Here is a 26686-nt window from a genome sequence, read left to right as displayed (position 1 = left end):
GCAAGTCACTTGACGTGACCGGCGTCACATCGATACGTTCGCGGACGATCTCGCTCCCCTCCCATGACAGCGAGAGAAGGAGATGGACCGTGCGCAGATTCACCCTCTGGAGCGTCGCCACCACCGTGGTCTCCGGCCTCCTGGTTCTCCCCCTCACGACGTCCGCGGACGCGGCCCCCACGGCCGCCCCGCCGCCGGACACCGACTTCGAGAAGGTGACCCTCAACGACCGCCCCGGTGAGCCGATGGACCTCGCGGTCCTGCCCAACGGGGACGTCCTCCACACGACCCGGGCCGGGAAGGTGTGGCTCAACGACACCGACACCGGCGTCAACAGCGTCGCAGCCGAGTTCGACGTCTACCAGCACGACGAGGAGGGTCTGCAGAGCATCGCTCTGGACCCCGGATACAACGGCCGGACCAACAAGTGGGTCTACGTCTACTACTCACCGCCGATGAACACCCCCGTCGACGACCCGGCCACGCCGGACGTCAACGAGGGTGACGCCCCCGAGTACGGCACGCCCGCCGACTTCGAGCCCTTCAAGGGTGCGATCCGGCTCTCGCGCTACAAGTACGCCGGCGGCAAGATCGACCTGTCCACCGAGCAGCAGATCATCGACGTACCGGTGGACCGGGGGCGCTGCTGCCACGTCGGCGGCGACATCGTCTTCGACTCCGCGGGCAACCTGATCCTCGCCACCGGCGACGACACCGACCCGTTCCAGTCCGACGGCTACGCTCCGCTCGACGACCGCGAGAACCGCAGCCCGGCCTTCGATGCGAGGCGTACGGCCGCCAACACCGACGACCTGCGCGGCAAGCTCCTCCGGATCAAGCCGAAGGCAGGCGGCGGCTACACCGTCCCCGCCGGGAACCTGTTCGCACCGGGCACCGACAAGACCCGCCCGGAGATCTATGCGATGGGTCTGCGCAACCCGTTCCGGATCGAGATCGACCCGCAGACCGACCGCGTCTTCGTGGCCGACTACTCGCCCGACGCCTCTGCCGCGAACCCGGACCGCGGGCCGGCGGGCCAGGGCAAGTGGACCGTCGTCACGGAGCCGGCCAACTACGGCTGGCCGCTGTGTGCGACCGCCGAGATGCCCTACCGCGACTACGACTTCGCGACCGGGACCTCGGGACCGGCGTTCGACTGTGACGCCCCGGTCAACGACTCTCGGCACAACACCGGTCTGACCGAGCTCCCGCCGGTCACCCAGCCGACCGTCTGGTACACCTACAGCCAGTCGGAGGAGTTCCCCGAGCTCGGTACGGGCGGTATCGCCCCGATGGCCGGCCCGGCGTACGACTTCCGGAAGTCGGCGACGAAGGACCCGCTCTCCGGTGCCTGGCCGGAGTACTACGACGGCGTACCGCTGTTCGCGGAGTGGGGTCGGGACTACATCAAGGGCATGCGGCTCGACGCCGGCGGCGAGCTCACCGGCATCGAGTCCCTGCTCTCCACGTTCGCCACGGACAACGTGATGGACCTGGAGTTCGGCAAGGACGGCTCGCTCTACATGCTCGAGTACGGCGACGGGTTCTTCAGCGAGAACGAGGAGGCCCAGGTCTCCCGGATCGACTACATCGCCCGCACCGGCAACCACAGCCCGAAGCCGGTCATCAGCGCCGACAAGACCGCGGGGCAGCCGCCGCTGACCGTCGCCTTCGACAGCGCCGGGACGACCGATCCCGATGGTGACCGCCTCGTCTACCAGTGGGACTTCGACGGTGACGGCAGCTTCGACGCCACCGGGAAGACCGCCACCCACACCTATGAGGAGCCGGGGGCCTACCGGGCGACTCTGACCGTCACGGACAAGGGCAAGGCGGGCCGAGGCAAGCACGCCTCGGCTGACGTCGACGTCGTGGTCGGCAACGACGTTCCGGTGGTGACCCTGACGACCAGCCCGGCGCCCGGCGAGGCGTTCCACTTCGGCGACACCGTCCAGTTCCAGGTCGAGGTGACCGATGACCAGGCCGTCGACTGCGACCGGGTCTCGGTGACGTACGTCCTGGGCCACGACGAGCACGGGCACCCGCAGTCCACCGCGAACGGCTGCAGCGGCTCGATCGTGACGACTGTCCCTGGTGGCCACGACCCCGGGCAGGACGACCTGAACGCCGTCTTCGTGGCTGAGTACACCGACCCCGGCGAGGGCGACATCCCGGCGCTCACCGGCTCTGACGAGGTGGTGATCGCACCCAGCGAGTGACCCTCGCGATCGACCTGAAAGGGGCATCCGGCCAGCCGTGGCCGGGTGCCCCTTTCGGCTACTTTGTCCAATCACTTTTCAAAGTTCGACAGAAACTTTGCAGAAACCGCCGCGAAAGGGTTGTACAACGTGAGCGCGGTCACTAGTTTGTCTCTCAGTCACCGAATTCTGTGACTGCCATCACAGGCTGCCTGCGATGGGCGACCCCACCCCGGACAGGAGGCAACCGTGCGCGACGCAGACATCACCGTGCGGGTCTCCGCCACCGCCGACCCGGCCGCAGTGCGGACCGCGCGGATGGGCCTGCTCCTGCGGGCGCTCCGCGACCGCGGCCCGCGCTCGCGTGGGCGCCTGGCCGAGGAGACTGGACTGACCCGCTCGGTCGCGACCGGACTGATCGAGGAGCTCGCCGAGCTCGGGCTGGTCACCTGCGAGGACGCCCACCGCCGCGGCGCCGGCCGCCCCGGTGTCCAGGTCCGGCTCGTCGGCAGCTCGGTGTGCGGGGTCGGTGCCGAGATCAACGTCGACCACCTCGCCGTCGTCGCCGTCGACCTCGCCGGGTCCGTGATCGCCGAGTTCCGTCGCGGCATCGACGGACGCAGTCTTCCGCCCGAGGGCGTGCTGGCCGAGCTCGCAGTCCTGGTCGCCGATGCCCTCGCCGAGGCACGGACCGCCGGCACCACCGTCGCGGGCATCACCGTCGGCGTCGCGGGCCTCGTCGACACCGCCACGCAGCGGGTCACCCTCGCCCCCAACCTCGGCTGGCGCGACATCGACGCCGCCGAGGACGTACGCCGCCGGCTGGCCGCCGACGCCGCGCCGGTGCCGCCGGTGCGCGTGGCCAACGAGGCCACCCTCGCCGCCACCGCCGAGCTCGACCCGGCGGACGCCGACCGCGCTGACATGGTGGTCCTCTACGGCGAGGTCGGCCTGGGCGGCGCGATCGTCAGCGGCGGCCGAGTGGCCCCGGGCCGGCACGGCTGGGCCGGCGAGATCGGCCACCTCCCGGTCGACCCTCGTGGGCGGCTGTGCGGCTGCGGCCGCACCGGCTGCTGGGAGACCGTGGTCGGCCTGCGGGCGCTGCTCGAGGCGGCCACCGACCCCGACGACCCCGTCCGCGACCCCGTGCTGACCCTGGAGGAGCGCCTCGCCACCCTGGTCGAGCGGGTCCGGCTCGCCGACGGCCGCACCCTGGCCGCGCTGGACGAGGTCGGGACATGGCTCGGCACGGGCGCCGCCGTCCTGGTCAACACGCTCAACCCCGGCACCGTCGTGCTCAGCGGTTACTTCGCCGTGCTCGGCGAGTGGCTGCGCCCGGCCGTCGAGGCGCGGCTCGCCGCCGACGTCCTCGCGCCACGTGCCGGTGGCACCCAGGTCGCGATCTCTGCCTTCGGCCCCACCGCCGCGGTACGCGGCGGCGCACTGGTCTCTCTGGAGCCGGTGCTCTCCGACCCCACCGCCCTCGCCGAACTGCACGGAGGAACCCGATGACCCAGACCCCGAAGCCGTCGCCGGACGGCCCCGCCGCCAGCGCAGACGGGGGTGACGTACTGCTCGAGATGACCGGGATCGTGAAGCGGTTCCCCGGCGTGCTCGCCCTCGGCGGCGTCGACCTCGACGTCCGCGCGGGGGAGGTGCACTGCCTTCTCGGACAGAACGGCGCCGGCAAGTCGACCCTCATCAAGGTGCTCTCGGCGGCGTACCAGCCCGACGAGGGGGAGATCCTCTGGGAGGGCGAGCCGGTCCGGCTGACCACGCCGGTCGCCGCCATGAAGCGCGGCATCTCGACGATCTACCAGGAGCTCGACCTGGTGCCCGGGCTCACCGTGACCGAGAACATCTTCCTGGGCCACGAGCTCGCCACGGCCGGGTTCAGCCGCCGCAGCGAGGCGACCCAGCGGGTGCGTACGCTCCTGGCCCGGCTCGGCCACAGCGAGGTCGACCCGAACAAGCTGGTCGGCGATCTCTCGCCCGCCGGGCAGCAGATCGTGAGCATGGCGCGGGCGCTGTCCCACGACACCCGCCTGCTCATCCTCGACGAGCCGTCGGCGGTCCTCGACCAGGAGGAGGTGGACAACCTCTTCCGGGTCATGCGCGGCCTCACCGCGGAGGGCGTCGCGATCATCTACATCTCCCATCGCCTCGAGGAGATCCGCCAGATCGGCGACCGGATCACGGTCCTCAAGGACGGCCGCACGGTGGCCACCGGGCTCTCGGTCGCGGAGACCCCGACCCGGGAGCTGATCACGCTGATGACCGGCCGCCAGATCGAGTACGTCTTCCCCCAGCGCCCCGCGATCGCACCCGGTCGGGACGGCACGCCGGTGCTCGAGGCCACCGGCCTGTCCGGCGACCGATTCCGCGACATCGATCTCCGCGTCCACGCCGGCGAGATCGTCGGTCTGGCCGGCCTGGTCGGCTCCGGCCGCTCGGAGATCCTCGAGACCGTCTACGGCGCCCGCCGCTCCAGTGCGGGCACGGTCACCGTCAACGGCCGCCGACTTCGCCGTGGCTCGGTGCGCGCCGCGGTGGCGGCCGGGATAGGCCTCGCCCCCGAGGAGCGCAAGAGCCAGGCGCTGCTGCTCGACCAGGCGGTCTACCGCAACGTGACCGTCTCGTCCCTGAGCCGGTTCTCCAAGGGCAGCTTCCTCGACAGCGGCGCCGAGCGCCGCGCCGCCGAGGAGCTCAGCCGCTCGCTCGACGTACGTCCGACCGGGGTGGACCGGCCGGTCCGCAACCTGTCGGGCGGCAACCAGCAGAAGGTCGTGCTCGCCCGTTGGCTGCTGCGCGACTGCAAGGTGCTGCTCCTCGACGAGCCCACCCGGGGCGTCGACGTCGGGGCACGCACCGAGATCTACAACCTCGTCCGCCGCCTGGCCGACGAAGGTGTCGCCGTGGTCGTGGTGTCCAGCGAGGTGGAGGAGGTGCTCGGTCTAGCCGACCGGGTCCTCGTCATCAGCGAGGGTGCCGTCGTCCACGAGGGACCCGCCACCGAGATCGACGAGTCGAAGGTCCTGGACCTCGTGATGGAAGGAGAGGTCGCATGAGCGACACCAACCCGACGAACGCTGCTGTGGCCCAGGAGGACACGGCTCGGGTCGAGAAGGAGGCGGCCCGCCGGGCCGAGCCCAGTGGTCTCGGCCAGCTGCTGCGCAGCAGTGTCGGCCACAACCTCGGCCTGGTGCTGGCGCTGGCGCTGCTGGCCCTGGTCGGCGTCATCACGGGCGGTGAACGGTTCGCCTCGGTCGACAACGTGATGACGATCCTGCGCCTCGCCGCGGTGATCGGCGTGGTCAGCATCGGGATGACGTTCGTGATCACCGGCGGCGGCATCGACCTCTCGGTGGGTGCGCTGGTCGCCCTCTCCTCGATCTGGTGCACGACGGTGGCCACCCAGACGATGGCCAACGACATCCACTGGATCATCATCGTGACCACCGCCCTCCTGGTCGGCGCCGGCGCCGGCCTGATCAACGGGTTGCTGATCGCGTACGGCGGCGTGGCGCCGTTCATCGCGACCCTGGCGATGATGGCCAGCGCCCGCGGTCTGGCCGAGATCATCTCGGCGCGCAAGACCCAGATCGTCAGCGTGCCGGGTTTCACCGATGCGCTCTCCCGCGACGTGCTCGGGGTCTCGGTGCTGATCTGGATCTTCGCCATCGTGGCCGTGATCGGCTGGGTCCTGCTCAACCGCACCACCTTCGGCCGGCGCACCCTGGCCATCGGCGGCAACCCGGAGGCCTCGCGCCTGGCCGGCATCAACGTACGCCGCCACACCGTGCTCCTCTACGTGCTCGTCGGCCTCTGCTGCGGCATCGCCGCGATCATGCTGGTCAGCCGCACCACGACCGGCAGCGCCACCCACGGTCAGCTCTACGAGCTCGACGCCATCGCGGCTGTCGTCATCGGCGGCACCTTGCTCGCCGGCGGGCGCGGCACCATCGTCGGCACCGTCTTCGGGGTGCTGATCTTCATGACCCTCACCAACGTCTTCGTGATCAACAACCTCTCGATCTCCGCTCAGGCCTTCACCAAGGGCCTGATCATCATCGCCGCCGTGCTGCTGCAGAAGCGGTTCTCACGACAGCCAGGGTCATGACCGCCCGACGCCATCCAGCCAGCCGTCCACGGCTCTCGGACCAATCCCTTCTCCACCTCGCACGATCTAGGAGCACTTCCATGAAACTGAAGTCCACAGCAAGAATCGTCGTCGCCGGCCTCTCGGTGCTCGCCCTCTCGGCGTGCATCAGCAACACCCCCGAGAAGTCCGAGAACGTCGGTGGCACCTCCAACGCCAAGGCCGGCTCCAACGACGAGAAGGGCGACACGGTCGTCATCGGCTTCTCGGCCCCCGCCGCCGACCACGGCTGGATGGGTGCGATCAGCGAGCAGGCCAAGACCGCCGCCGACTCCTACGAGGACGTCGACCTGCGCCTGGCGGAGGGCACCAACGACGTCAGCCTGCAGATCAGCCAGGTCGAGACCTTCATCAACGACAAGGTCGACGCCATCGTGCTGCTGCCCTTCGACGGCGCCGCGATGACGCCGGTGGCTCTGAAGGCGATGGAGGCCGGCATTCCGGTCATCAACGTCGACCGTGAGTTCAACGACCCCAACGCCGCCCGAGTCACCGTGCTCGGCGACAACTACGGCATGGGTGTCTCGGCCGGTGAGTACGTCTGTGGGCAGGCCGACGGCAAGACGGACGCCGTCGTCGCCGAGATCGCCGGCATCGACTCGCTGCCCCTGACCCAGGACCGCAGCAAGGGCTTCAAGGACGCGCTGGCCAAGTGCGACCTCGACGTCGACAACCGGGTCGCCGCCGACTTCACCGTCGAGGGTGGCGAGAAGGCGGCCTCCAACCTGCTCCAGGCCGCGCCGAAGATCGACTTCCTGTGGAACCACGACGACGACCAGGGCGTCGGCGTCCTCGCCGCGATCAACAACGCAGGTCGCGACGAGTTCACGATGATCGGCGGCGCCGGCTCGGCCAACGCGATGCGCGAGATCGAGTCTGACAAGGGCGTCCTCAAGGCGACGGTCATCTACCCCTCCACCCAGGCCGCTGACGGCATCAAGCTCGCCCGGCTCCTGGCCCAGGAAAAGGCCATGTCCGACCTGGTCGAGGTGACCGTGCCGCGCACCATCCAGCTGGACGCGCCCGTCGTCACCAAGGAGAACGTGGACGAGTTCCTGCCCACGGCCTTCGAGTCCTGATCGAGCCCGACCCAGTCAGACCGCAAGATCGCTCCGCGCTCGGGCGCGGAGCGACACCACCGAAACACAGGATCGAGTTCCGATGACCGAGCAGAACGCCACGCTCGGGGTGGGGATGATCGGCTATGCCTTCATGGGCGCCGTCCACTCCCACGCCTGGCGCAGTGCCCACCGCTTCTTCGACCTTCCCCTGACCCCGCGGATGCAGGTTCTCTGCGGCCGTGACGCGACTCGCGTGGCGGAGGCCGCCACCCGGTTCGGCTGGGAGGAGAGCGTCACCGACTGGCGCGACGTGATCGCCCGCGACGACGTCGACCTGGTCGACGTGTGCACGCCCGGCGACACCCACGCGGAGATCGCGATCGCCGCGCTCGAGGCCGGCAAGCACGTGCTCTGCGAGAAGCCGCTGGCCAACAGCGTGGCCGAGGCCGAGCGGATGGCCGCGGCCGCCGCGGTGGCCGCCGAGCGTGGAGTGCGGGCGATGGTGGGGTTCACCTACCGCCGGGTGCCCGCCATCGCCCTGGCCCGGAAGCTGGTCGCCGACGGTCGTCTCGGGGAGCTCCACCACGTGCGTGCGCAGTATCTCCAGGACTGGCTGGCCGACCCCGAGACCCCGCTGAGCTGGCGCCTCGACAAGACCAAGGCCGGCTCGGGTGCGCTCGGCGACATCGGCGCCCACGTCATCGACCTGACCCAGCACATCACCGGTGACCGGATCCTGGAGGTCTCCGGGATGCTGGAGACCTTCGTCAAGGAGCGCCCGGTGGCCGAGACCTCGTCCGGGCTCTCCGCCACCGCCGGCGCCGAACGTGGGCCGGTCACCGTCGACGACGCCGCGGTGTTCCTGGCGCGGTTCGCCGGGGGAGCGGTCGGCTCCTTCGAGGCCACCCGCTTCGCCACCGGCCGCAAGAACGCGATCCGGATCGAGATCAACGGGTCGAAGGGCAGCCTGGCTTTCGACTTCGAGGACATGAACGTCCTGCACTTCCACGACGCGACCCTGCCGGCCGCCGAGGGCGGCTTCCGCCGGATCGTCGTCACCGAGCCCGAGCACCCGTGGGTGGCCGGCTGGTGGCCCCCGGGCCACGGCCTCGGCTACGAGCACGGCTTCACCCACCAGGTAGTCGACCTCGTCCGGGCACTCGGCGAGGGCACCGAGCCGACGCCGACGTTCGCCGACGGACTCCAGGTGCAGCGCGTTCTCGCCGCGGTGGAGACCAGCTCCGACACCAGGACGTGGCAGGAGATCCCCACCTGATCCACCCGGGGCCGCTCGGCCGATTCCAGCCTGTTCAGACCGTTGAGCACAGAAGGGATACGCACATGAAGCACGGATCGAGAAGGTTCCGGACGCTGATCGCGGGAGTCGGGCTGGTGGCAGTGGCCGCCTTCGCCCCGGGCCTGTCACCGGCGCCGGCAGCGAGTGCCGACCGCTCCGAAGGGAGCGAGGCAGTCGGGACGTACGACGTCCTGGTGTTCTCCAAGACCGCCGGGTTCCGGCACGGCTCCATCCCTGACGGCATCGCAGCGATCGAGAAGCTGGGTGCCGAGAACGGCTTCACGGTGACCGCCACCGAGGACGCGGCGGTGTTCAACGACACCGACCTCGCGGCGTACGAGGCGGTGCTGTGGCTCTCCACCACCGGGGATGTGCTCGACGCTGGCCAGCAGGCTGCTTTCGAGCGCTACATCCAGGACGGCGGTGGCTATGTGGGCGTGCACGCCGCCTCCGACACCGAGTACGACTGGCCCTGGTACGGCGGCCTCGTCGGTGCCTACTTCGCCGGCCACCCTGCCCAGCAGACCGCGACGGTGAAGGTGCACGCGCACAACACCGCCGCGACGGCCGAGCTGCCGAAGCGGTGGACTCGCTGGGACGAGTGGTACAGCTTCCGCGACCGCCCGGCCGACTCGATCCGGGTCCTCGCCGACCTCGACGAGCGCAGCTACGACCCGGGCCGGTTCGCCATGGGCGACCCGCACCCGATCGCCTGGTGCCACCGCTACGACGGCGGCCGAGCCTTCTACACCGGCATGGGCCACACCTCGGAGTCGTTCACCGAGCCGGAGTTCCTCTCCCACGTGCTCGGTGGCATCGAGATGGTCGCCGGGGTCGAGCGGTTCCGCTGCGAGGCGGACAGATGAGCGGGAGAGTCGGGCTCTGGCTGGTAGGTGCCTGCGGCTCGGTGGGAGTCACGACGACCGTCGGCGCGCTGGCCGTCCGGGCCGGGCTCGCCGGACGGGTCGGACTGGTCGCCGAGCAGCCGGAGATCGCCGCTGCCGGGCTGCCCTCCTTGGACGACCTGGTGATCGGTGGGCACGACCTGCGGGCGGACCCGTTGCTGAAGCGGGCCGAGCGGCTCGCCGCCGGCGGGGTCGTTCCCGCCGGGATCCTGCCGGCGATCGCCGGTGAGCTGGAGGAGGTCGAGGGGCGGCTGCGTACGGGCTACGACCCGGCGGGCGCCGAGCCGCAGGGTGTCGCGGTCGAGCGGCTGACCGCCGACCTCGTCGCCTTCCGCGAGGAGCACGGGCTCGAGCGGGTGGTCGTGATCGACGTGGCGAGCACCGAGCCGCCCGCTGAGGTCGTGGACGGCGGACCGCTCGCCGACCCCGACGCCCTCGACGCGGCGCTGGCGGCGGGGGAGTCCCCGCTGCCGGCCAGCTCCGTCTACGTCCTGGCCGCCTACCGGGCCGGCTGTCCGGTGGTCTCGTTCACACCCAGTCCCGGGCCGCGGCTGCCGGTGCTCGTCACCCTCGCCGAGCGCGCCGGGCTCCCGTGGGCGGGCTCGGACGGGAAGACCGGGGAGACGCTGCTGAAGTCGGCGCTGGCGCCGATGTTCTCGACGCGGGCGCTGCAGGTCAACGCCTGGGCCTCGTACAACATGCTCGGCGGTGGTGACGGCGCCACGCTCGCCGACCCGGCCAACGCGCAGAGCAAGCTCGTCACCAAGGCCCAGGGGCTGGAGGCGATGCTCGGTCACCCGGTGGAGGGGCCGATGCACATCGACTACGTCCCCGACCACGGCGACTGGAAGACCGCCATCGACCATGTCTCCTTCGAGGGGTTCCTCGGGGTGCGGATGTCGCTGCAGTTCACCTGGAGCGGCTGCGACTCCGCGCTGGCCGCGCCCCTGGTGCTCGACCTCGCCCGGCTGGTCCTGCGCGCGCAGGAGGTGGGGGAGAGCGGGCCGCTTCCGTTCGGGTTCTTCTTCAAGGACCCGGCCGGCTCCACCGAGCACCGGCTCGGCCCACAGTGGGAACAGCTGGTCGCGTGGTGCGCTCGGGTGGGCGGATGACGTCTCGCGCCCGAGCCTTCGCCGAGCTCGTCCGGCTGCCGGCGGCCCTCACCGTGCCGGGTGACACCCTGGCCGGGGCCGCCGCGGCCGGTCCGCTGCGGGCCCGCGCGGTCGCGATGCCGGCCGCCTCGGTGGCGCTCTACTGGGCCGGGATGGCGCTCAACGACTGGGCCGACCGGGACCTCGACGCCGTCGAGCGCCCCGAGCGGCCGATCCCGTCGGGCCGGGTCCGCCCGCGGCAGGCGCTGGGAGTGGCAGTCGGGCTGACCGCGGCGGGTGTCGGGCTGGCCGCGCTCGCCGGAGGGCGTCCGGCCGCGGTGACGGCGGTCGCCCTGGCCGGGACGGTGTGGGCCTACGACACCGTTCTCAAGGACACCTCGGCCGGGCCGGTCGCGATGGCCGCCGCCCGAGGTCTCGATGTGCTGCTCGGGGCGAGTGCGAGCGGACGTACGCGGGCCGGGCTGGTGCCGGCCGGTCTGCTCGCCGCCCACACCGCCGGGGTCACTCTGCTCAGCCGGGGCGAGGTCCACGGCACCCGGCCCGTCACCGCGAGTCTCGCGGGCGGGGTCACGGTCGCGACCGCGGCCGCGGCGGCGGGCCACGGACGGGCGGCGCTTCCCGTCGCCCTCGCCGCGACGTACGCACACAGCGTCGGCTCCGCGCAGCTGGCCGCGGTCTCCTCGCCGGATGCCGGTACGGTCCGGCGCGCCACCGGCGCCGGGATCCGCGGGATGATCCCGCTCCAGGCCGCGCTTGTCGCCCGCCGCTCGCCGCTGGCCGCGGTCGCGCTGCTGGCCGCTGGCCCGATCGTCAAGGCCGCCTCGAAGGTGGTGTCACCGACATGAGCACGACGAGCACGTTGCGGTTCGGCTACGGCACCAACGGCATGCACAGCCACCGGCTCGAGGACGCGCTGAGCCTCCTGGCCGCGCTGGGCTACGACGGGGTCGCGCTGACCCTCGACCACCTTCACCTGGACCCTTTCCGGCCGAACCTGCCGGGCCGGGTGGCCCAGGTCGGCCGCCGGCTGGACGAGCTCGGCCTGTCGGTCGTGATCGAGACCGGCGCTCGCTACATCCTCGATCCGCTCCGCAAGCACTACCCGACCCTGCTTCATCCGGGCTCGGACGCGAGCCGCCGGGTCGACTACCTGCACCGGGCGGTCGAGGTGGCCTCCGACCTCGGCGCCGAGGCGGTCTCGTTCTGGTCGGGCACCCTGCCGGACGGCGTCGACGAGGAGCGGGCCTGGGGACGCCTGTGCGACGGGGTGTGGCGGGTCCTCGACCTCGCGACCCGCCGTGGCGTCGTGTGCGCCGTCGAGCCCGAGCCTGGGCACTTCGTCGACACCCTCGACTCCGTGATCGAGCTGCGCCGGCGCCTCGACGACCCGGAGCTGCTGCGGGTCACCCTCGACCTCGGCCATGTGGTGTGCAACGAGCCGCGGGGGATGGCCGAGACCATCCGCCTAGCCGGTCCGCTGCTGGCCAACGTGCAGGTCGACGACATGGTCGAGGGCGTCCACGAGCACCTGGAGCTGGGCACCGGCGAGGTCGACTTCGCCGCCGCGCTCGGCACCCTCGTCGAGATCGGCTACACCGGGCTCGCCGCGCTCGAGCTGCCCCGCCAGTCCCACGCCGCCCCAGTCGTCGCCGAGCGCTCCCTCGCGTTCCTGCGCGAGACCCTCGACGACCTGCCCCGATCCGAGGAGGTGGGCGCATGAACGAGAAGCTGCTTGCCGAGTGGTGCGCCGAGATCGAAGCCGACCCCACCCGGATCAGGACCCGCTTCCCGGCCGCGGCCAGGGAGATCGGCCGCACGCCGGGCACCTCGCCGGAGCCGGGCACTGAGCGGGTCGAGGACGACGTACGCGTGCGGCTGCTGGTGGCGCTCGGCCGAGGCCTGGCTGGTGACGCCGACGCGTTGAGCGCCGAGGTGCACGACCTCTACCGCTTCGGCGACGCCGACGAGCGGCGGGCGGTCCTGCTCGGCCTCGGCCGTCTTGAGGACGTGATCGGCGACCGCGCCGTCGACCTGCTCCACGACGCGCTGCGCACCAACGACCCGCGCCTGGTGGCAGCCGCACTGGGGACGTACGCCGCTCGTCTCGATCCCGCCGCGTGGCGCCAGGCCGTCCTCAAGTGCCTCTTCGTCGGCGTACCTCTTCGCCTGGTGGCCGGCCTCGACCGACCCAACGGATCCGACGACGAGCTGCGCCGGATGGTCGGCGACTACGCCGCCGAGCGGCGCGCAGCCGGCCGCGAGGTGCCCGCCGACGCCCTCTCCTTCCTTCCCGCCCCCACCCAGACCGCTCGGGAGTCCTGATGCGCATCTTCGACCCGCACATCCACATGACCTCGCGTACGACCGACGACTACGAGGCGATGTACGCCGCCGGCGTCCGCGCCCTGGTGGAGCCGGCCTTCTGGCTCGGCCAGCCGCGGACCAGCGTCGACTCGTTCGTCGACTACTTCGACGCGCTGGTCGGCTGGGAGCGGTTCCGGGCCTCGCAGTTCGGCATCGCCCACCACTGCACGATCGCGCTCAACCCGAAGGAGGCCAACGACCCGCGCTGCACTCCGGTGCTCGACCTGCTGCCGCGCTACCTCGCCAAGGACGGCGTCGTCGCGGTCGGTGAGATCGGCTTCGACTCGATGACCGAGGACGAGGAGAAGGCGTTCAGCCGCCAGCTGGAGCTGGCCCGCGAGTTCGCGCTGCCCGCGATGGTGCACACGCCCCACCGCGACAAGCTGGCCGGGACCCGCCGCACCCTCGACCTCGTCGAGGCGGCCGGGATGGAGCCCCGGATGGTCGTCGTCGACCACCTCAACGAGGTGACCGTCGACGTCGTCGACGAGGCGGGCGCCTGGATGGGCTTCTCGATCTATCCGGACACCAAGATGGACCCCGACCGGATGGTCGCGATCCTCGGCCGAAGAGTCGAGCTGGGCCGTGGCCTCGACCGGGTGCTGGTCAACTCCGCCGCCGACTGGGGGAAGAGCGACCCGCTGCGCACCCGGGCGACCGGCGAGGCGATGCTGGCGGCCGGCTTCACCGAGGACGACGTCGACCGGGTGCTGTGGCGCAACCCGGTGGAGTTCTTCGGCCAGAGCGGACGGCTGCTGCTCGACGTACCTGCGGCCGACCAGGGTGCGACCTTCGCCGGCAACTCGCTGCTGCGAGGTGAGCGGGCATGAGGTTCCGGCACCGCGACGGCACGGTCGTCCACCTCGGCTACTGCAGCAACGTGCATCCCGCCGAGGACGTCGACGGCATCCTCGACCAGCTCCGCCGCTACGCCGGCGAGGTACGCGCCCGGCTCGGCGTCCAGCGGCTCGGTCTCGGTCTGTGGCTGCCCGCCGCGACGGCCCACGAGCTGGCCGGCGACCCGGCCACCCTCGACCGGCTGCGCGCCGGCCTGGACCGCCACGGTCTGGAGGTCGTCACCCTCAACGCCTTCCCGTACGCCGGGTTCCATGCCCCGGTCGTGAAGCGCGACGTCTACTCCCCGGACTGGTCGACCCGGCGCCGCCTCGACTACACCCTCGACTGCGCCCGGGTGCTGTCGGCGCTGCTGCCCGACGATGCCGTACGCGGCAGCATCTCGACACTCCCGCTGGGCTGGCGCACCCCGTGGTTCACCGACCGCGACCGGGCGGCGCGCGAGCTGATCGGCGAGCTCGCCGACGGCCTGGCCGGGATCGAGGCCGAGCACGGCCGGCTGGTGCGGGTCGGGTTCGAGCCGGAGCCCGGCTGCGTCGTGGAGACGACCCGGGACGCGGTCACCCGGCTCGCCGGACTGGCTCCCGACCACCTCGGGATCTGCGTCGACACCTGCCATCTCGCCACCCAGTTCGAGGACGCCACCGAGGCGCTCGACCGGCTGCGGGTGGCCGGGCTGCCGGTCGTCAAGGTCCAGGTCTCCGCGGCCCTGCACGCCGACGACCCCAGCGACCCGGCGACCAGGGAGGCCCTGGCCTCCTACGCCGAGGACCGCTTCCTCCACCAGACCCGCGAGCCGCGCGGGGCGCGGGTGGACAGCCGCGACGACCTGCCCGAGGCGCTCGCCGGCCATCGTCCGCTGCCGGCCGAGCATCCCTGGCGGGTGCACTTCCACGTACCTCTCCACGCCGACCCGGCCCCGCCGCTGCGCAGCACCCGCGACCACCTCGCGGGCACGCTCGACGCGCTCCTCGGCGGCCCGGTGGCGCACACCGACCACCTCGAGGTCGAGACCTACACGTGGGGCGTACTGCCCGAGCAGGTCCGTCCCGAGGGGGACGCCGGCCTGGTCGCGGGCATCGCGGCCGAGCTGGCCTGGACACGCGACCGGCTCCTCGAGGCCGGACTCGAACAGCTGCAGGAGGCATCGGCATGAGCGAGCGTACGAACGACAACCTGGGTGAGAAGCTGCTGGTCATCGACGTGGTCGGGATGACCCCCGAGCTGCTCCAGCACATGCCGCGGGTGCGGCAGGTGGGGGAGTCGGGGTTCACCGCCGAGCTGGGCACGGTGCTGCCCGCGGTCACCTGCTCGGTCCAGTCGACCTTCCTGACCGGCGCGCTGCCGCGCGACCACGGCATCGTCGGCAACGGCTGGTACTTCCGCGACCTCGGCGAGGTGCTCCTGTGGCGCCAGCACAACGCGCTGGTGCAGGGCGAGAAGCTGTGGGACGTCGTACGCCGCCGGCGACCCGGCGCGAAGGTCGCCAACATCTGCTGGTGGTACGCCATGGGCGCCGACGTCGACACCACCGTCACCCCGCGCCCGGCCTACCACGCAGACGGCAAGAAGTCGCCGGACTGCTGGACATGGCCGCCCGAGCTCCACGACACCCTCACCTCGGAGCTGGGCCCGTTCCCGCTGTTCACCTACTGGGGGCCCACGGCCTCGATCAAGAGCTCGGCATGGATCGTCGCGGCCGCTCGCAAGGTCATGCCCGACCACGACCTCACCCTCGTCTACGTCCCGCATCTCGACTACGACCTGCAGAGGTTCGGCCCCGACAGCCCGCAGGCGGTCCAGGCCGCCCGCGACGTCGACGCCGCCCTGGCGCCGCTGCTCGACGACGCCGAGGCGGCGGGCGTACGCGTCGTGCTGCTGAGCGAGTACGGCATCACCCGCGCCACCCGCCCGGTCGACGTCAACCGGCTGCTGCGCCGCGAGGGCCTCCTGCACGTCCACCACAACGCCACCGGCGAGCTGCTCGACCCGTGGACGTCGCGGGCCTTCGCGGTCGCCGATCACCAGATCGCCCACGTCTACATCAAGGACCCCGCCGACCTGGACCGCGTGCGCGAGCTGCTGCAGGGGCTCGACGGCGTGGCCGAGGTCCTCGACCGCGCCGGCCAGGCGGCGTACGGACTCGACCACGAGCGTGCCGGCGAGCTCGTCGTGGTGGCCGAGCCGGATGCCTGGTTCACCTACTACTACTGGCTCGACGACGCGAACGCGCCCGACTTCGCCCGCGGCGTCGAGATCCACAAGAAGCCCGGCTACGACCCCGCCGAGCTGTTCCTCGACCCCGAGGACCGCTGGGTCAAGCTGCGCGCCGCCACCACGCTGGCCCGCAAGACGGCCGGGCTGCGCTACGCCATGAGCGTGGTGCCGCTCGACCCCGCCCCCGTCTCCGGCAGCCATGGCCGGCTGCCGGACGACCCCGAGCACGGCCCGGTGCTCGTCTGTTCCGACGCCTCCGTCAAGCGCGACCGGTTCGAGGCCACCGAGGTCCGCGACCTGCTTGCATCCCTGCTCCCCTGAACCGCTCCCCTGAGGAAGGACTAACACCATGACCCGACCGATCACGCTCTTCACCGGCCAGTGGGCCGACCTGCCGTTCGAGGAGGTCTGCCGCCTCGCCTCCGAGTGGGGCTACGACGGCCTCGAGATCGCCTGCTGGGGCGACCACCTCGACGTCTGGCAGGCCGCCGAGGACGAGACGTACGTCCAGGCGAAGCTGGACCTGCTGGCCAAGCACAACCTCAAGGTCTTCGCGATCTCCAACCACCTCAAGGGCCAGGCGGTCTGCGACGATCCCATCGACCAGCGCCACAAAGACATCCTGCCCGCCAAGATCTGGGGCGACGGCGACCCCGAGGGCGTACGTCAGCGGGCGGCCGAGGAGATGAAGATGACCGCCCGGGCGGCGAAGAACCTGGGGGTCAAGACGGTCGTCGGCTTCACCGGCTCCTCCATCTGGAAGTACGTCGCGATGTTCCCGCCCGTCTCCCAGGAGGCGATCGAGGCCGGCTACCAGGACTTCGCCGACCGGTGGAACCCGATCCTCGACGTCTTCGACGAGTGCGGGGTGCGGTTCGCCCACGAGGTCCACCCCTCCGAGATCGCCTACGACTACTGGTCCACCGTCGCGACGCTGGAGGCGATCGGCCACCGCGAGGCCTTCGGGCTCAACTGGGACCCCAGCCACATGGTGTGGCAGCAGGTCGACCCGGTCGGGTTCCTGTGGGACTTCCGCGACCGGATCTACCACGTGGACTGCAAGGACACGAAGATGCAGACCGGCAACGGCCGCAACGCCCGGCTCGGCTCCCACCTCGCCTGGGCCGACCCGCGGCGCGGCTGGGACTTCGTCTCCACCGGTCACGGCGACGTGCCGTGGGAGCAGTGCTTCCGGATGCTCAACTCCATCGGCTATGACGGCCCCATCTCGGTCGAGTGGGAGGACGCCGGCATGGACCGCCTCGTCGGTGCCCCCGAAGCGCTCGAGTTCGTCCGCCGGCTCGCCTTCGACGCCCCCGACGCCTCCTTCGACTCCGCCTTCAGCACCACCGACTGACTCGACCACCGAGAGTTCGACAACCCGAGAGGAAACCCCCATGTGTTACGGATTCGATGGTGAGGGCGCGCTGCGCCGCTCGCTGGAGGAGCGCGGCCTGAGCCGTCGCTCCATGTTCAAGGGCGCCCTGGGCGCCGTCGCCGGCGGTGCCGCACTGGCGGCCGTGCCGGGTCTGCTCTCGCCGGCCGGCGCTGCCGTGGCGGCCAAGCGCGGCGGGTGCCGGGTGCCTCCGGGCCGGATCAGCATCCAGCTGTGGACGGTCCGCGACGCGCTATGGGGCGACCCGGGCTTCGACGCGACGCTGACCTCGATCGCCGAGATGGGCTACCCGCGGGTGGAGCAGGCGCTGGGCTACTTCGACAAGACCGCGGCCGAGCTGCGGGCCTTCTACGACGACCTCGGCATCCGCGCCTCCTCGTCCCACGACGGTATCAGCGCCACCCCCGCCGAGCTGCAGACCAAGTTGCAGAACGCCGCAACCCTCGGCCAGCGCTACATGGTGGTGCCCTACCTCGCCTCCAACTCGCTCTCGGACTGGCAGACCTGGGCGGAGCAGATGAACGTCGAGGCGGCGGCCGCGAAGCGCTACGGGATCGCCTACGGCTACCACAACCACGCCCACGAGTTCACGACCGATCTCGGCGGCGGTGTGACCCCGTGGGACATCCTCACCACCGAGCTCGACCCGGGTCTGGTGCACCTCGAGATCGACATCTACTGGGCCGTGACGGGCGGGGTCAACCAGGGCCTGTCCAACGACGACGCCGTCGACTTTGCGATCGACACCATCAAGTCGGGCCCGCAGCGGGTGCGGCAGTACCACGTCAAGGACCGCAACCCCACCACCGGCGACCACGTCGACCTCGGCACCGGCTTCATCGACTTCGCCAAGGTCTTCGCGGCCCACGAGGTCGAGGAGTACATCGTCGAGAACGACACCCCGGAGATCAGCCCGCTCCACACCGCGGACGTCGGCTACTCCTACCTGCGTGCGCTGCGCTACTGACGTACGCCTCTGAAGTACGTCACGCCAGACTCGGCAGCCGCCCCCGACCCTCCCTGCGGGGCGGCTGCCGTCTCCCTCCAGACACTCGGTGAACCCTTCGAGAAGTCGGGATGACGACCGTCCCCCAAACGGTCGAGTGCCCCGTGTCGGGTTCCGCGAACCCTCGGTGGGGGTCATAGGCTGAAGACCATGCCATCGCCCCGGGTATCGCTGATCACCGCTGTCTACAACCCGCCCGCCGATGCCTTCGAGGACACGATCGCGTCGGTTCTCGGTCAGACTCACGAGGACTGGGAGTGGGTCCTCAGCGACGACTGCTCGCCCGCGCCCTGGGTGCTGCCGCGACTGCGGCAGCTGGCCGCGACGGAGCCGCGGGTGCGCATCGTGGAGCGTGCGGTGAACGGTGGCATCGTGGCCGCCTCGAACTCGTCGCTGGCCGAGGCGACCGGCGAGCTGATCGCCCTGCTCGACCACGACGACGTGCTCGTGCCGAACGCGCTGGAGAAGATGGTCCGCGCCTACGACCGGTTCGAGGACCTCGACTACGCCTACAGCGACCAGGACCTGATGTCGGATGCAGGCGAGCTCCGCGACGCCTACTACAAGCCCGACTGGTCCCCGGAGCGGCTGCGGCACCACAACTACTGCACCCACTTCTCGGTGTTCCGCCGCTCGGTCGTGGAGGAGATCGGCGGCTTCCAGGAGGGCTTCGACGGCTCCCAGGACCACGACCTCGTACTGCGGGTCAGCGAGCGCGCGCGACGCATCGTCCACGTCCCCGGCGCGCTCTACCACTGGCGCCAGGTTCCGGGCTCTGCCGCCGCGGACAACCAGGCCAAGCCGTACGCCTGGGACGCCGGCGTACGCGCCGTCCAGGCCCACCTCGACCGGCTCGGGATCCGGGCCACGGCCTCGCACGGCGTCTCGCCCGGCCTCTACCGCGTCGAGCGCGAGCCCGACCTGGACACCCCGGTCAGCGTGATCATCCCGACCATCGGCACCAGCGCGATCGTGTGGGGCGAGAAGCGCGCGATGGTCGTCGAGACCGTACGCTCCGTGGTCGCCTCCACCAAGCACCGCAACGTCGAGTTCGTGATCGTCTACGACACCCCGACCCCGGCCCCGGTGCTGCAGGCGCTGCGGGCGATCGAGGGCGCCGACATCAAGCTCGTCGAGTTCAAGGAGAAGTTCAGCTTCAGCGCCAAGTGCAACGTCGGCGCCGCCCACGCCACCGGTGACGTCCTGATCTTCCTCAACGACGACATGGAGGCGTACTCCGAGGGCGTCATCGAGAACCTGATCGCGCCGCTGCGCGAGCCGGACGTCGGCATGACCGGTCCCAAGCTCCTCTTCGAGGACTACCGCATCCAGCACGCCGGCCTGGTCTACGGCAGCGGCACCATCACCCACGCCTACTACCGCGCGCGCCCCGAGGAGCGCGGCAACCACGGCGAGCTGCACATCAACCGGGAGACCTCCGCGCTGACCGGCGCCTGCGTCGCGATGCGGCGCGAGGTCTTCTTCGACGCCGGCGGCTTCAGCGAACGGCTCCCGGTCAACTACAACGACGTCGACCTGTGCCTCAAGGTGCGTCGCTCACTCGGCCTGCGCCTCGTCTGGCTCCACGACGTCACCCTCTTCCACTTCGAGTCCGTCAGCCGCGACAACGCGGTCCACGACTGGGAGAAGGACTTCATCAACAACCGCTGGGGCAACTACGAGCATGTACGCGAGGCGTACTCCAACGGCGTCCGCTGACCCGGCGGTCAGCCTTGGGCTGCGCGGCGGAGGCGGCGTACGACTCGTCGGCCGAAGTTCCGCACCGGGTGGCGGGTGGCGTAGGTCAGGTCGGCCTCGAGGCCGGCGACCTTGCCGCGCAACCGCTCGATGCGCTCGCGACGGCGCCGGTTGACCTCGCGGGCCTCGCGCAGCTGCTTGGACAGGGTGCCGACCCGGGCCTGGGCGGAGTTGGCCGAGGCCTGGATGCCGAGGATGTGGTCGCGGGTGGCCAGCCGGGAGCGGGTGACCTCCTCGAACTTCTGGGTGTGTACGTCGCGGAGCCGGACCTCGTCGGCCGGAGCGGCCTGAACGAGCTCGGGCGCGGCCGGCGGGACCTCGCCGTCGGCGAGCGGCCGGGCGGCCAGCTGGAACTGGTAGACCAGCGCGTCGGGCTGCTGGCGCACCCACTCCACGGCCACCTCGGGAAGCAGGCCGGGGTCGACCGAGACCTCGACGTTGAGCGGGTCGGCCGTGGTGCCGCGCAGGTCCTCGACCGCGTAGCCCGCCTCGGTGAAGAGCTGCAGCAGCCCCTCGCGTGAGTAGAACTTGATGTGGGTGCGGTCCAGAAGACCGGTGTCGGTGGTCTGCCAGCGGCCCTGGAGCAGGGCGAGGCGGACCGAGCCGTGGGTGACGTTGGGGATCGAGATGACCACCCGGCCGCCGGGGGCGAGCAGGTCACGGGCCTGCTCGAGTGCCGCCCGCGGGTCGACGAGGTGCTCGAGGACGTCGGCGAAGATCACCACGTCGAAGGAGCCGGGCTCGACGATCTCGGTCAGCGGGGTCACATCCAGGTCGGCGACGACCACCTTGTCCAGGACCTTGTCGGCCAGGGTCGCCGCCTCGGAGTCGATCTCGATGCCGGTGACGGTGCAGCCGCGCTCGGTGAGGATCCGGCCGATCTCACCGGTCCAGCAGCCGACGTCGAGGACCCGCTTCCCACTGCCCGCCGAGGCGGCGGACTCAGCCAGGTCGATGACCTGCACATGGCTGGTGTTGCGGTGATCGAGGTCGATCTCGACGGCGTAGTGCGACATGCGACGAGGGTAGCGACCTTTGGTGGCGCCGCGCGGGTGCGGCACGGGCGATTTACGGGCTGTTTCGATGCTTCGGCGACGTACAGGGAAATGGTCTGTTACACAGTGGAAACAGACGCTTCGGGGTGTCGAAACGTCCCCGGGTCAAGGTGGCGGCGAAGATGACAGGATCAAGGACCTCTGGAGGCGCCCTCTCGTGAAGCTCGTGACCGCAGTGATCAAGCCCCATAAGTGGGAGGACGTGCGCGAGGCCCTGGAGGCCTTCGGCGTCACCGGCATGACCGTCTCCGAGGTCTCCGGCTACGGCCGGCAGAAGGGCCACACCGAGGTCTACCGCGGTGCCGAGTACGACATCGCCCTGGTGCCGAAGATCCGCATCGAGATCGTGGTGGAGGACGAGGATGCCGCGGACGTCGTCGGGATCGTCGTGAAGACCGCACAGACCGGGCGGATCGGCGACGGGAAGGTCTGGCTCAGCCCGATCGAGTCCGTCGTCCGCGTACGGACCGGTGCGCGCGACGCCGAGGCGCTCTGACTAGGCTTCGTTCGAGTGCCGGTCCATCGAATCCCACCGGAGGAGAGAAATGAAGCTCGTCACCGCAGTGATCAAACCCCACAAGTGGGAAGACGTCCGCGTCGCCCTCGAAGCTGTCGGTGTCACCGGCATGACCGTCTCCGAGGTCTCCGGCTACGGCCGGCAGAAGGGTCACACCGAGGTCTACCGCGGCGCTGAGTACGACGTCGCCCTGGTGCCGAAGATCCGCATCGAGATCGCCGTGCCCGACGAGGAGGTCGAGTCGGTGGTCAGCGCCATCGAGACGTCGGCGAAGACCGAGCGCATCGGTGACGGCAAGGTCTGGGTCTCCCCGCTGGAGACCATCGTGCGGGTCCGCACCGGCGACCGCGACGACGCCGCGATCTGACATCGTGAATGAGGCTGGCGCGTGACGGCTGAGGGCCGGGCGGCGCGCACAGCCGAGGCAGACGAGCAGTGCGCCAAGGCGTACGCCGCGGCGGGCGGCCCCGAGGTCGGGGTCGCCCTCGTCGCGGTCGGGGGATACGGGCGCGGGGAGCTCGCACCCTTCTCCGACTGGGACGTGGTCCTGGTGCACGACGACGCCGTCTCGCCGGGTTCGGTGGCCGAGCAGGTCTGGTATCCGCTCTGGGACACCGCGCCCAAGCTCGACCACTCGGTGCGGTCGTTCTCCGAGATGCTCTCGTCCTCGACCGGAGACCTCCGGGTCGCCCTCGGGCTGCTCGACATCCGGCACCTGGCCGGCGATCGCGGGCTGGTGCTGCGGCTGCGTACGACGATGCTGGCGCACTGGCGCAAGCTCGCCCGGGCCCTGCTGCCCGAGCTGAGGACGATGAGCGTGGAGCGACATCGGCGTGCCGGTGAGCTCGCGCACGCCTCGGTGCCGGATCTGAAGGAGATGTACGGCGGGCTGCGGGATGCGGTCGTGATCAAGGCGATCGTGGCGACCTGGCTGGTCGACGTGCCCGCGGTCGACCTGGAGAAGTCCCGCCGCGCCCTGCTCGACGTACGAGATCTCGTCCAGGAGATCGGCGGCCGGGCCACCGACCGGGTCGTGCCGGAGATGTGGGACCAGCTCGCCGAGAGGCTCGAGCTGGCCGACGCCCGCACGGCGCAGGCCCACGTACGCACCATCGGCCGCCGCCTCGCCCATCTCTCCCGCCTGGCCTGGCGACGGGTGGACGGGGTCCTGGAGCGCTCGCGGCCCGGAGCACCGCGCCGCCCGCGGCTCGCGCCGCTGGGCAACGGCCTGGCGCTCGCCTCGGGCGAGGTGGTGCTGGTGCCGGGCGCCCGTCCGTCGCGGGATCCGCTGATGCTGCTGCGCGCCTCGGCGCTGGCTGCCGAGCACGGGGTCGCGCTGGCGCCGCCGACCGCCGCGCGACTGGCCCGGGACACCCCGGCGCTGGCCGAGCCGTGGCCGGAGGAGGCGCGGCATCTCTTCGTACGGCTCCTGGGTGCCGGGCGCGGGCTGCTAGCGGTCTGGGAGACGCTGGAGGAGACCGGCGCGGTCTCCCGGATCCTTCCCGAGTGGGAGCGGATCCGGCTCCTCCCGCACGCCTCGATCATCCACCGCTTCACCGTCGACCGGCACACCATCGAGACCTGCATCGAGGCGGTCGCGCTGCTGCCGCGCGTGGCCAGACCCGATGTGCTGCTGGTCGCGGCGCTGCTCCACGACATCGGCAAGGGGTCGCTGACCGAGCACAGCGTCGCGGGGGAGCCGATCGCCCGCCGGATCGCCTCCCGGATGGGATTCTCGGAGGAGGAGGTCGACCTGATCTCGCAGCTGGTGCGCTGGCACCTGCTGCTCTCCACGACCGCGACCACCCGTGATCCCGACGACCCGGCGACCGTCGACCTGGTGGTGGACACGATGGGCGATGCCGAGGCGCTCGCCCTGCTCACCGCGCTCACCGAGGCCGACGCCCGGGCGACCAGCACCCAGGCCTGGAGCACCTGGCGGGCCCGGCTCATCCTCGACCTCGCCCGCCGGGCCGCGCGGGTCCTAGACACCGGCGTCGCCGCGGGGGAGCGGCCGCAGGCTGCGGTCGAGATCCCCGAGAGCGTACGTTCGGGCTCGACCTCCTTCCGCGCCGAGCCGCTCGCCGACGGCGCCCGGGTCTGGGTGATCACGCCCGACCGGCTCGGCCTCCTCGCCGACCTGGCCGCCACCTTCGCGGTCGCGCGGCTGCCGGTCAGAGCGTGTCGTGCCTGGCAGCAGGGAGGTTTCGGGGTCAGTGTGTGGGACCTCGACGACTCCTATGTCGACGCCGCGGTGCTGCGCACGCGCTTCTCCGCCATCACCGAGGGCCGCCTCGACCCGGCGACCCGGCTGGCCCCGAGCGCGGCTGCGCGGGGGAGGGAGCCCTCGGTCGTCGTACGTCCCGAGGCATCCAGCAAGGCCACCGTCCTCGAGGTGCGTACCATCGACCGTCCCGGGGTCGTCTACACCGTCGCCGTCGCGCTGGCGCGGATGGAGATCGCCGTCCGCTCCGCCCACATCTCCACCCTCGGCCCGCAGGCCGTCGACGTCTTCTACCTCCAGGAGGCCTCGGCCGGAGTCCTCGCCGAGCATCGGGCGGCGGAGGCGGCCCATGCGGTCCGCGCGGCCCTCGAGTGCTGACCGAGGTAACTCGGTGAGTTTCGGCACGCCGCCGCAGGGGTAACACGGTGTTACACCGGGTAGCAGCGTGCTGCAGCCCGCTGCTACCCGTGCGAACACCGTGTTACCCCCGACCGAGCCTGCCGAATAGCACCCCACACACAACAGTTCGTTAGTCTTGGCAGGACAACCACTCTGCTGAAGGACCGCTTTGTTCGCCACGCTCTCCGACCGGCTCGCCACGACGTTCAAGAACATTCGGGGCAAGGGCCGCCTCACCGATGCCGACATCGACGCCACCGCTCGCGAGATCCGCATCGCGCTGCTCGAGGCCGACGTCGCGCTGCCGGTGGTGCGCGAGTTCGTCGCCCGGGTCAAGGAGCGGGCACGCGGCGAGGAGGTCAGCCAGGCGCTGAACCCCGCCCAGCAGATCGTCAAGATCGTCAACGACGAGCTGGTCACGATCCTGGGTGGCGAGACCCGCCGGCTCCGCTACGCCAAGACCGGTCCGACCGTCATCATGCTCGCGGGTCTGCAGGGTGCCGGTAAGACCACCCTGGCCGCGAAGCTCGCGCTGTGGCTGAAGGAGCAGGGCAAGGCGCCGCTGCTGGTGGCCGCCGACCTGCAGCGGCCCAACGCGGTCAACCAGCTCCAGGTCAACGGCGAGCGCGTGGGCGTTCCCGTCTACGCACCCCAGCCCGGCAACGGTGTCGGTAACCCGGTCGATGTCGCTCGTGACGCCGTCGAGGAGGCCAAGCGCAAGCTCCACGACGTGGTCATCGTCGACACCGCCGGCCGCCTCGGCATCGACGAGGAGCTGATGAAGCAGGCCGCCGACATCAAGGCGGCGGTCAACCCCGACGAGGTCCTCTTCGTCGTCGACGCGATGATCGGTCAGGACGCGGTCAACACCGCGCAGGCATTCCTCGACGGCGTCGGCTACGACGGCGTGGTCCTCACCAAGCTCGACGGTGACGCCCGCGGTGGTGCGGCGCTCTCCATCGTCCAGATCACCGGCAAGCCGGTCATGTTCGCCTCCAACGGCGAGAAGATGACCGACTTCGACCTGTTCCACCCCGACCGGATGGCCGGCCGCATCCTCGACATGGGCGACATGCTCACCCTGATCGAGCAGGCCGAGAAGACCTTCGACCAGGGGCAGGCCGAGAAGGACGCGGCCAAGATCGCGACCGGCGAGTTCACGCTCGAGGACTTCCTCAAGCAGATGCAGCAGCTGCGCAAGCTCGGCTCGATGTCGAAGCTGATGGGCATGCTGCCGGGCATGGGCCAGTTCCGCGAGCAGCTCGACAACTTCGACGAGCGCGAGATCGACCGGATCCAGGCGATCATCCAGTCGATGACCCCGGCCGAGCGCGCCAACCCGAAGATCCTCGACGGCTCCCGCCGCGCCCGCATCGCGAAGGGCTCGGGCCGCCAGGTCTCCGACGTCAACCAGCTCATCCAGCGCTTCACCGAGGCGTCGAAGATGATGAAGCAGCTCGCCTCCGGTGGCGGCATGCCCGGGATGCCCGGCGCGCCCGGTGCGAGCTTCGGCAAGCGCGCCGGCGCCAAGCAGGTGGCCCAGAAGAAGAAGGGCAAGGGCGCGCGCAAGTCCGGCAACCCCGCCAAGGCCGCCCAGCAGGCGAAGGCGGATGCCGAGAAGAAGCCGGCCGCAGCCAACCCGTTCGGCATGCCGGGTGGCGAGGAGATCGACTACGAGAAGGCCGCCGCCGACCTCAACCTGCCCTCCGACTTCTCCAAGTTCCTCAAGTAGGTGTCGACGGTCCTTGTCGTCGACGGCGCCAACGTCGTCGGCGCCCGCCCCGACGGCTGGTGGAAGGACCGTGCCGGCGCGGCGCGCCGGCTGCACGAGGCGCTGCTCGTCGCCGATCTCCCGCAGGACCGGATCGTCCTGGTCCTGGAGGGACAGGCCAAGGGCGGCGTACGTCCGGGCAGGGACGCCCACGTGCACACGGTCCACGCCCCCAAGGACGGCGACGCCGCGATCGTCGGTGTCGTCCGTGACGCGCTGGAGAAGGGTGACCGGGTGACGCTGGTGACCGCCGACCGGCTGCTCCAGGCTCGTTGTGGCGGCGCCACGGCCCTGGGACCGTCCTGGTTGCTTGACCAGATCTGAGGAATTCGCGGGGTTACGCGTGCGTAGCCATTGACCGTGATTGTGATCGCCGTCACGCTGGGAGCGCT

The 26686-nt window shown here is 71.0% G+C and carries 23 protein-coding genes; 22 read left to right on the top strand and 1 reads right to left on the bottom strand.

Annotated features, from left to right (window positions below):
* Window positions 1-89 precede the first annotated feature (89 nt).
* From OH802_RS24950 to OH802_RS24870, 17 genes are all read left to right on the top strand, one after another.
* The gene (locus OH802_RS24950; RefSeq protein ID WP_406023108.1) at window positions 90-2219 is read left to right on the top strand and encodes a PQQ-dependent sugar dehydrogenase; all 2130 of its coding nucleotides are present in this window, start codon (window positions 90-92) and stop codon (window positions 2217-2219) included.
* Window positions 2220-2447: 228 nt separating this feature from the next.
* Complete coding sequence (locus OH802_RS24945; protein ID WP_406023106.1) at window positions 2448-3710, top strand: ROK family protein; 1263 nt, start codon at window positions 2448-2450, stop codon at window positions 3708-3710.
* On the top strand, window positions 3707-5266 hold the full coding sequence (locus OH802_RS24940; RefSeq protein ID WP_406023104.1) for a sugar ABC transporter ATP-binding protein: 1560 nt from the start codon (window positions 3707-3709) through the stop codon (window positions 5264-5266). Before OH802_RS24945 ends, OH802_RS24940 begins: the two co-directional genes overlap by 4 nt.
* Window positions 5263-6318 carry an ABC transporter permease gene (locus OH802_RS24935; protein ID WP_406023102.1) on the top strand — a complete coding sequence of 352 codons (1056 nt, stop codon included), beginning with the start codon at window positions 5263-5265 and terminating at the stop codon, window positions 6316-6318. Before OH802_RS24940 ends, OH802_RS24935 begins: the two co-directional genes overlap by 4 nt.
* Before the next feature lie 80 nt (window positions 6319-6398).
* A complete protein-coding gene (locus OH802_RS24930) occupies window positions 6399-7436 on the top strand; it encodes a substrate-binding domain-containing protein (RefSeq protein ID WP_406023100.1) in 1038 nt (345 codons plus the stop codon).
* Window positions 7437-7518: 82 nt separating this feature from the next.
* A complete protein-coding gene (locus OH802_RS24925; protein ID WP_406023098.1) occupies window positions 7519-8694 on the top strand; it encodes a Gfo/Idh/MocA family protein in 1176 nt (391 codons plus the stop codon).
* Between the two features lie 65 nt (window positions 8695-8759).
* Window positions 8760-9581 (top strand): ThuA domain-containing protein, encoded by an 822-nt coding sequence (locus OH802_RS24920; protein ID WP_406023097.1) that lies wholly within the window; start codon window positions 8760-8762, stop codon window positions 9579-9581.
* On the top strand, window positions 9578-10732 hold the full coding sequence (locus OH802_RS24915; RefSeq protein WP_406023095.1) for an inositol-3-phosphate synthase: 1155 nt from the start codon (window positions 9578-9580) through the stop codon (window positions 10730-10732). The genes OH802_RS24920 and OH802_RS24915 overlap by 4 nt, the downstream gene beginning before the upstream one ends.
* Window positions 10729-11577, top strand: a complete 849-nt coding sequence (locus tag OH802_RS24910) for an SCO3242 family prenyltransferase (protein WP_406023093.1) — start codon at window positions 10729-10731, stop codon at window positions 11575-11577. The genes OH802_RS24915 and OH802_RS24910 overlap by 4 nt, the downstream gene beginning before the upstream one ends.
* Window positions 11574-12452 carry a sugar phosphate isomerase/epimerase family protein gene (locus OH802_RS24905; protein ID WP_406023091.1) on the top strand — a complete coding sequence of 293 codons (879 nt, stop codon included), beginning with the start codon at window positions 11574-11576 and terminating at the stop codon, window positions 12450-12452. The genes OH802_RS24910 and OH802_RS24905 overlap by 4 nt, the downstream gene beginning before the upstream one ends.
* Window positions 12449-13054, top strand: a complete 606-nt coding sequence (locus OH802_RS24900; RefSeq protein WP_406023089.1) for an EboA domain-containing protein — start codon at window positions 12449-12451, stop codon at window positions 13052-13054. The genes OH802_RS24905 and OH802_RS24900 overlap by 4 nt, the downstream gene beginning before the upstream one ends.
* A complete protein-coding gene (locus OH802_RS24895; protein ID WP_406023087.1) occupies window positions 13054-13926 on the top strand; it encodes a TatD family hydrolase in 873 nt (290 codons plus the stop codon). The genes OH802_RS24900 and OH802_RS24895 overlap by 1 nt, the downstream gene beginning before the upstream one ends.
* Window positions 13923-15107: a metabolite traffic protein EboE gene (eboE, locus tag OH802_RS24890; protein WP_406023085.1), complete on the top strand. Its 1185-nt coding sequence runs from the start codon at window positions 13923-13925 to the stop codon at window positions 15105-15107. The genes OH802_RS24895 and eboE overlap by 4 nt, the downstream gene beginning before the upstream one ends.
* A complete protein-coding gene (locus tag OH802_RS24885) occupies window positions 15104-16489 on the top strand; it encodes an alkaline phosphatase family protein (RefSeq protein WP_406023084.1) in 1386 nt (461 codons plus the stop codon). The genes eboE and OH802_RS24885 overlap by 4 nt, the downstream gene beginning before the upstream one ends.
* A gap of 28 nt (window positions 16490-16517) precedes the next feature.
* The gene (locus tag OH802_RS24880) at window positions 16518-17525 is read left to right on the top strand and encodes a sugar phosphate isomerase/epimerase family protein (protein ID WP_406023082.1); all 1008 of its coding nucleotides are present in this window, start codon (window positions 16518-16520) and stop codon (window positions 17523-17525) included.
* Window positions 17526-17565: 40 nt separating this feature from the next.
* Window positions 17566-18531 (top strand): sugar phosphate isomerase/epimerase family protein, encoded by a 966-nt coding sequence (locus OH802_RS24875; protein ID WP_406023080.1) that lies wholly within the window; start codon window positions 17566-17568, stop codon window positions 18529-18531.
* A 189-nt stretch (window positions 18532-18720) separates the two neighbouring features.
* Complete coding sequence (locus OH802_RS24870; protein ID WP_406023078.1) at window positions 18721-20289, top strand: glycosyltransferase; 1569 nt, start codon at window positions 18721-18723, stop codon at window positions 20287-20289.
* An 8-nt stretch (window positions 20290-20297) separates the two neighbouring features.
* Here OH802_RS24870 and OH802_RS24865 read toward each other — a convergent pair whose 3' ends face one another.
* Window positions 20298-21344, bottom strand: a complete 1047-nt coding sequence (locus tag OH802_RS24865; protein WP_406023076.1) for a class I SAM-dependent methyltransferase — start codon at window positions 21342-21344, stop codon at window positions 20298-20300.
* Window positions 21345-21540: 196 nt separating this feature from the next.
* On the opposite strand from OH802_RS24865, the gene OH802_RS24860 reads away from it, so the two are divergent.
* The 5 genes from OH802_RS24860 (at window position 21541) to OH802_RS24840 (ending at window position 26618) form a co-directional block, all read left to right on the top strand.
* Window positions 21541-21879: a P-II family nitrogen regulator gene (locus OH802_RS24860; RefSeq protein WP_141803747.1), complete on the top strand. Its 339-nt coding sequence runs from the start codon at window positions 21541-21543 to the stop codon at window positions 21877-21879.
* Between the two features lie 49 nt (window positions 21880-21928).
* Window positions 21929-22267: a P-II family nitrogen regulator gene (locus OH802_RS24855; RefSeq protein ID WP_008363338.1), complete on the top strand. Its 339-nt coding sequence runs from the start codon at window positions 21929-21931 to the stop codon at window positions 22265-22267.
* 21 nt (window positions 22268-22288) lie between these two features.
* Entirely contained in the window at window positions 22289-24502 is a 2214-nt protein-coding gene (locus tag OH802_RS24850) for a [protein-PII] uridylyltransferase (RefSeq protein WP_406023074.1), read from the top strand.
* 190 nt (window positions 24503-24692) lie between these two features.
* Complete coding sequence (ffh, locus tag OH802_RS24845; protein ID WP_406023072.1) at window positions 24693-26255, top strand: signal recognition particle protein; 1563 nt, start codon at window positions 24693-24695, stop codon at window positions 26253-26255.
* Window positions 26256-26618, top strand: coding sequence for a hypothetical protein (locus tag OH802_RS24840; protein WP_406023070.1), 363 nt, complete (start codon window positions 26256-26258; stop codon window positions 26616-26618).
* Window positions 26619-26686: the final 68 nt, after the last annotated feature.

The sequence above is a fragment of the Nocardioides sp. NBC_00850 genome (genome assembly GCF_045207335.1).
Taxonomy (GTDB): domain Bacteria; phylum Actinomycetota; class Actinomycetes; order Propionibacteriales; family Nocardioidaceae; genus Nocardioides.
Note: the sequence above shows the minus strand (reverse complement) of the source record. Positions and strands in the feature narration are given on the sequence as shown.

Coding starts and splice junctions, on each gene's coding strand:
- OH802_RS24870 (WP_406023078.1), top strand. CDS start 18,721: ATGCCATCGCCCCGGGTATCGCTGATCACCGCTGTCTACAACCCGCCC.
- OH802_RS24885 (WP_406023084.1), top strand. CDS start 15,104: ATGAGCGAGCGTACGAACGACAACCTGGGTGAGAAGCTGCTGGTCATC.
- OH802_RS24925 (WP_406023098.1), top strand. CDS start 7,519: ATGACCGAGCAGAACGCCACGCTCGGGGTGGGGATGATCGGCTATGCC.
- eboE (WP_406023085.1), top strand. CDS start 13,923: ATGAGGTTCCGGCACCGCGACGGCACGGTCGTCCACCTCGGCTACTGC.
- OH802_RS24915 (WP_406023095.1), top strand. CDS start 9,578: ATGAGCGGGAGAGTCGGGCTCTGGCTGGTAGGTGCCTGCGGCTCGGTG.
- OH802_RS24920 (WP_406023097.1), top strand. CDS start 8,760: ATGAAGCACGGATCGAGAAGGTTCCGGACGCTGATCGCGGGAGTCGGG.
- OH802_RS24910 (WP_406023093.1), top strand. CDS start 10,729: ATGACGTCTCGCGCCCGAGCCTTCGCCGAGCTCGTCCGGCTGCCGGCG.
- OH802_RS24930 (WP_406023100.1), top strand. CDS start 6,399: ATGAAACTGAAGTCCACAGCAAGAATCGTCGTCGCCGGCCTCTCGGTG.
- OH802_RS24935 (WP_406023102.1), top strand. CDS start 5,263: ATGAGCGACACCAACCCGACGAACGCTGCTGTGGCCCAGGAGGACACG.
- OH802_RS24855 (WP_008363338.1), top strand. CDS start 21,929: ATGAAGCTCGTCACCGCAGTGATCAAACCCCACAAGTGGGAAGACGTC.
- OH802_RS24940 (WP_406023104.1), top strand. CDS start 3,707: ATGACCCAGACCCCGAAGCCGTCGCCGGACGGCCCCGCCGCCAGCGCA.
- OH802_RS24865 (WP_406023076.1), bottom strand. CDS start 21,344: ATGTCGCACTACGCCGTCGAGATCGACCTCGATCACCGCAACACCAGC.
- OH802_RS24880 (WP_406023082.1), top strand. CDS start 16,518: ATGACCCGACCGATCACGCTCTTCACCGGCCAGTGGGCCGACCTGCCG.
- OH802_RS24900 (WP_406023089.1), top strand. CDS start 12,449: ATGAACGAGAAGCTGCTTGCCGAGTGGTGCGCCGAGATCGAAGCCGAC.
- OH802_RS24905 (WP_406023091.1), top strand. CDS start 11,574: ATGAGCACGACGAGCACGTTGCGGTTCGGCTACGGCACCAACGGCATG.
- OH802_RS24875 (WP_406023080.1), top strand. CDS start 17,566: ATGTGTTACGGATTCGATGGTGAGGGCGCGCTGCGCCGCTCGCTGGAG.
- OH802_RS24895 (WP_406023087.1), top strand. CDS start 13,054: ATGCGCATCTTCGACCCGCACATCCACATGACCTCGCGTACGACCGAC.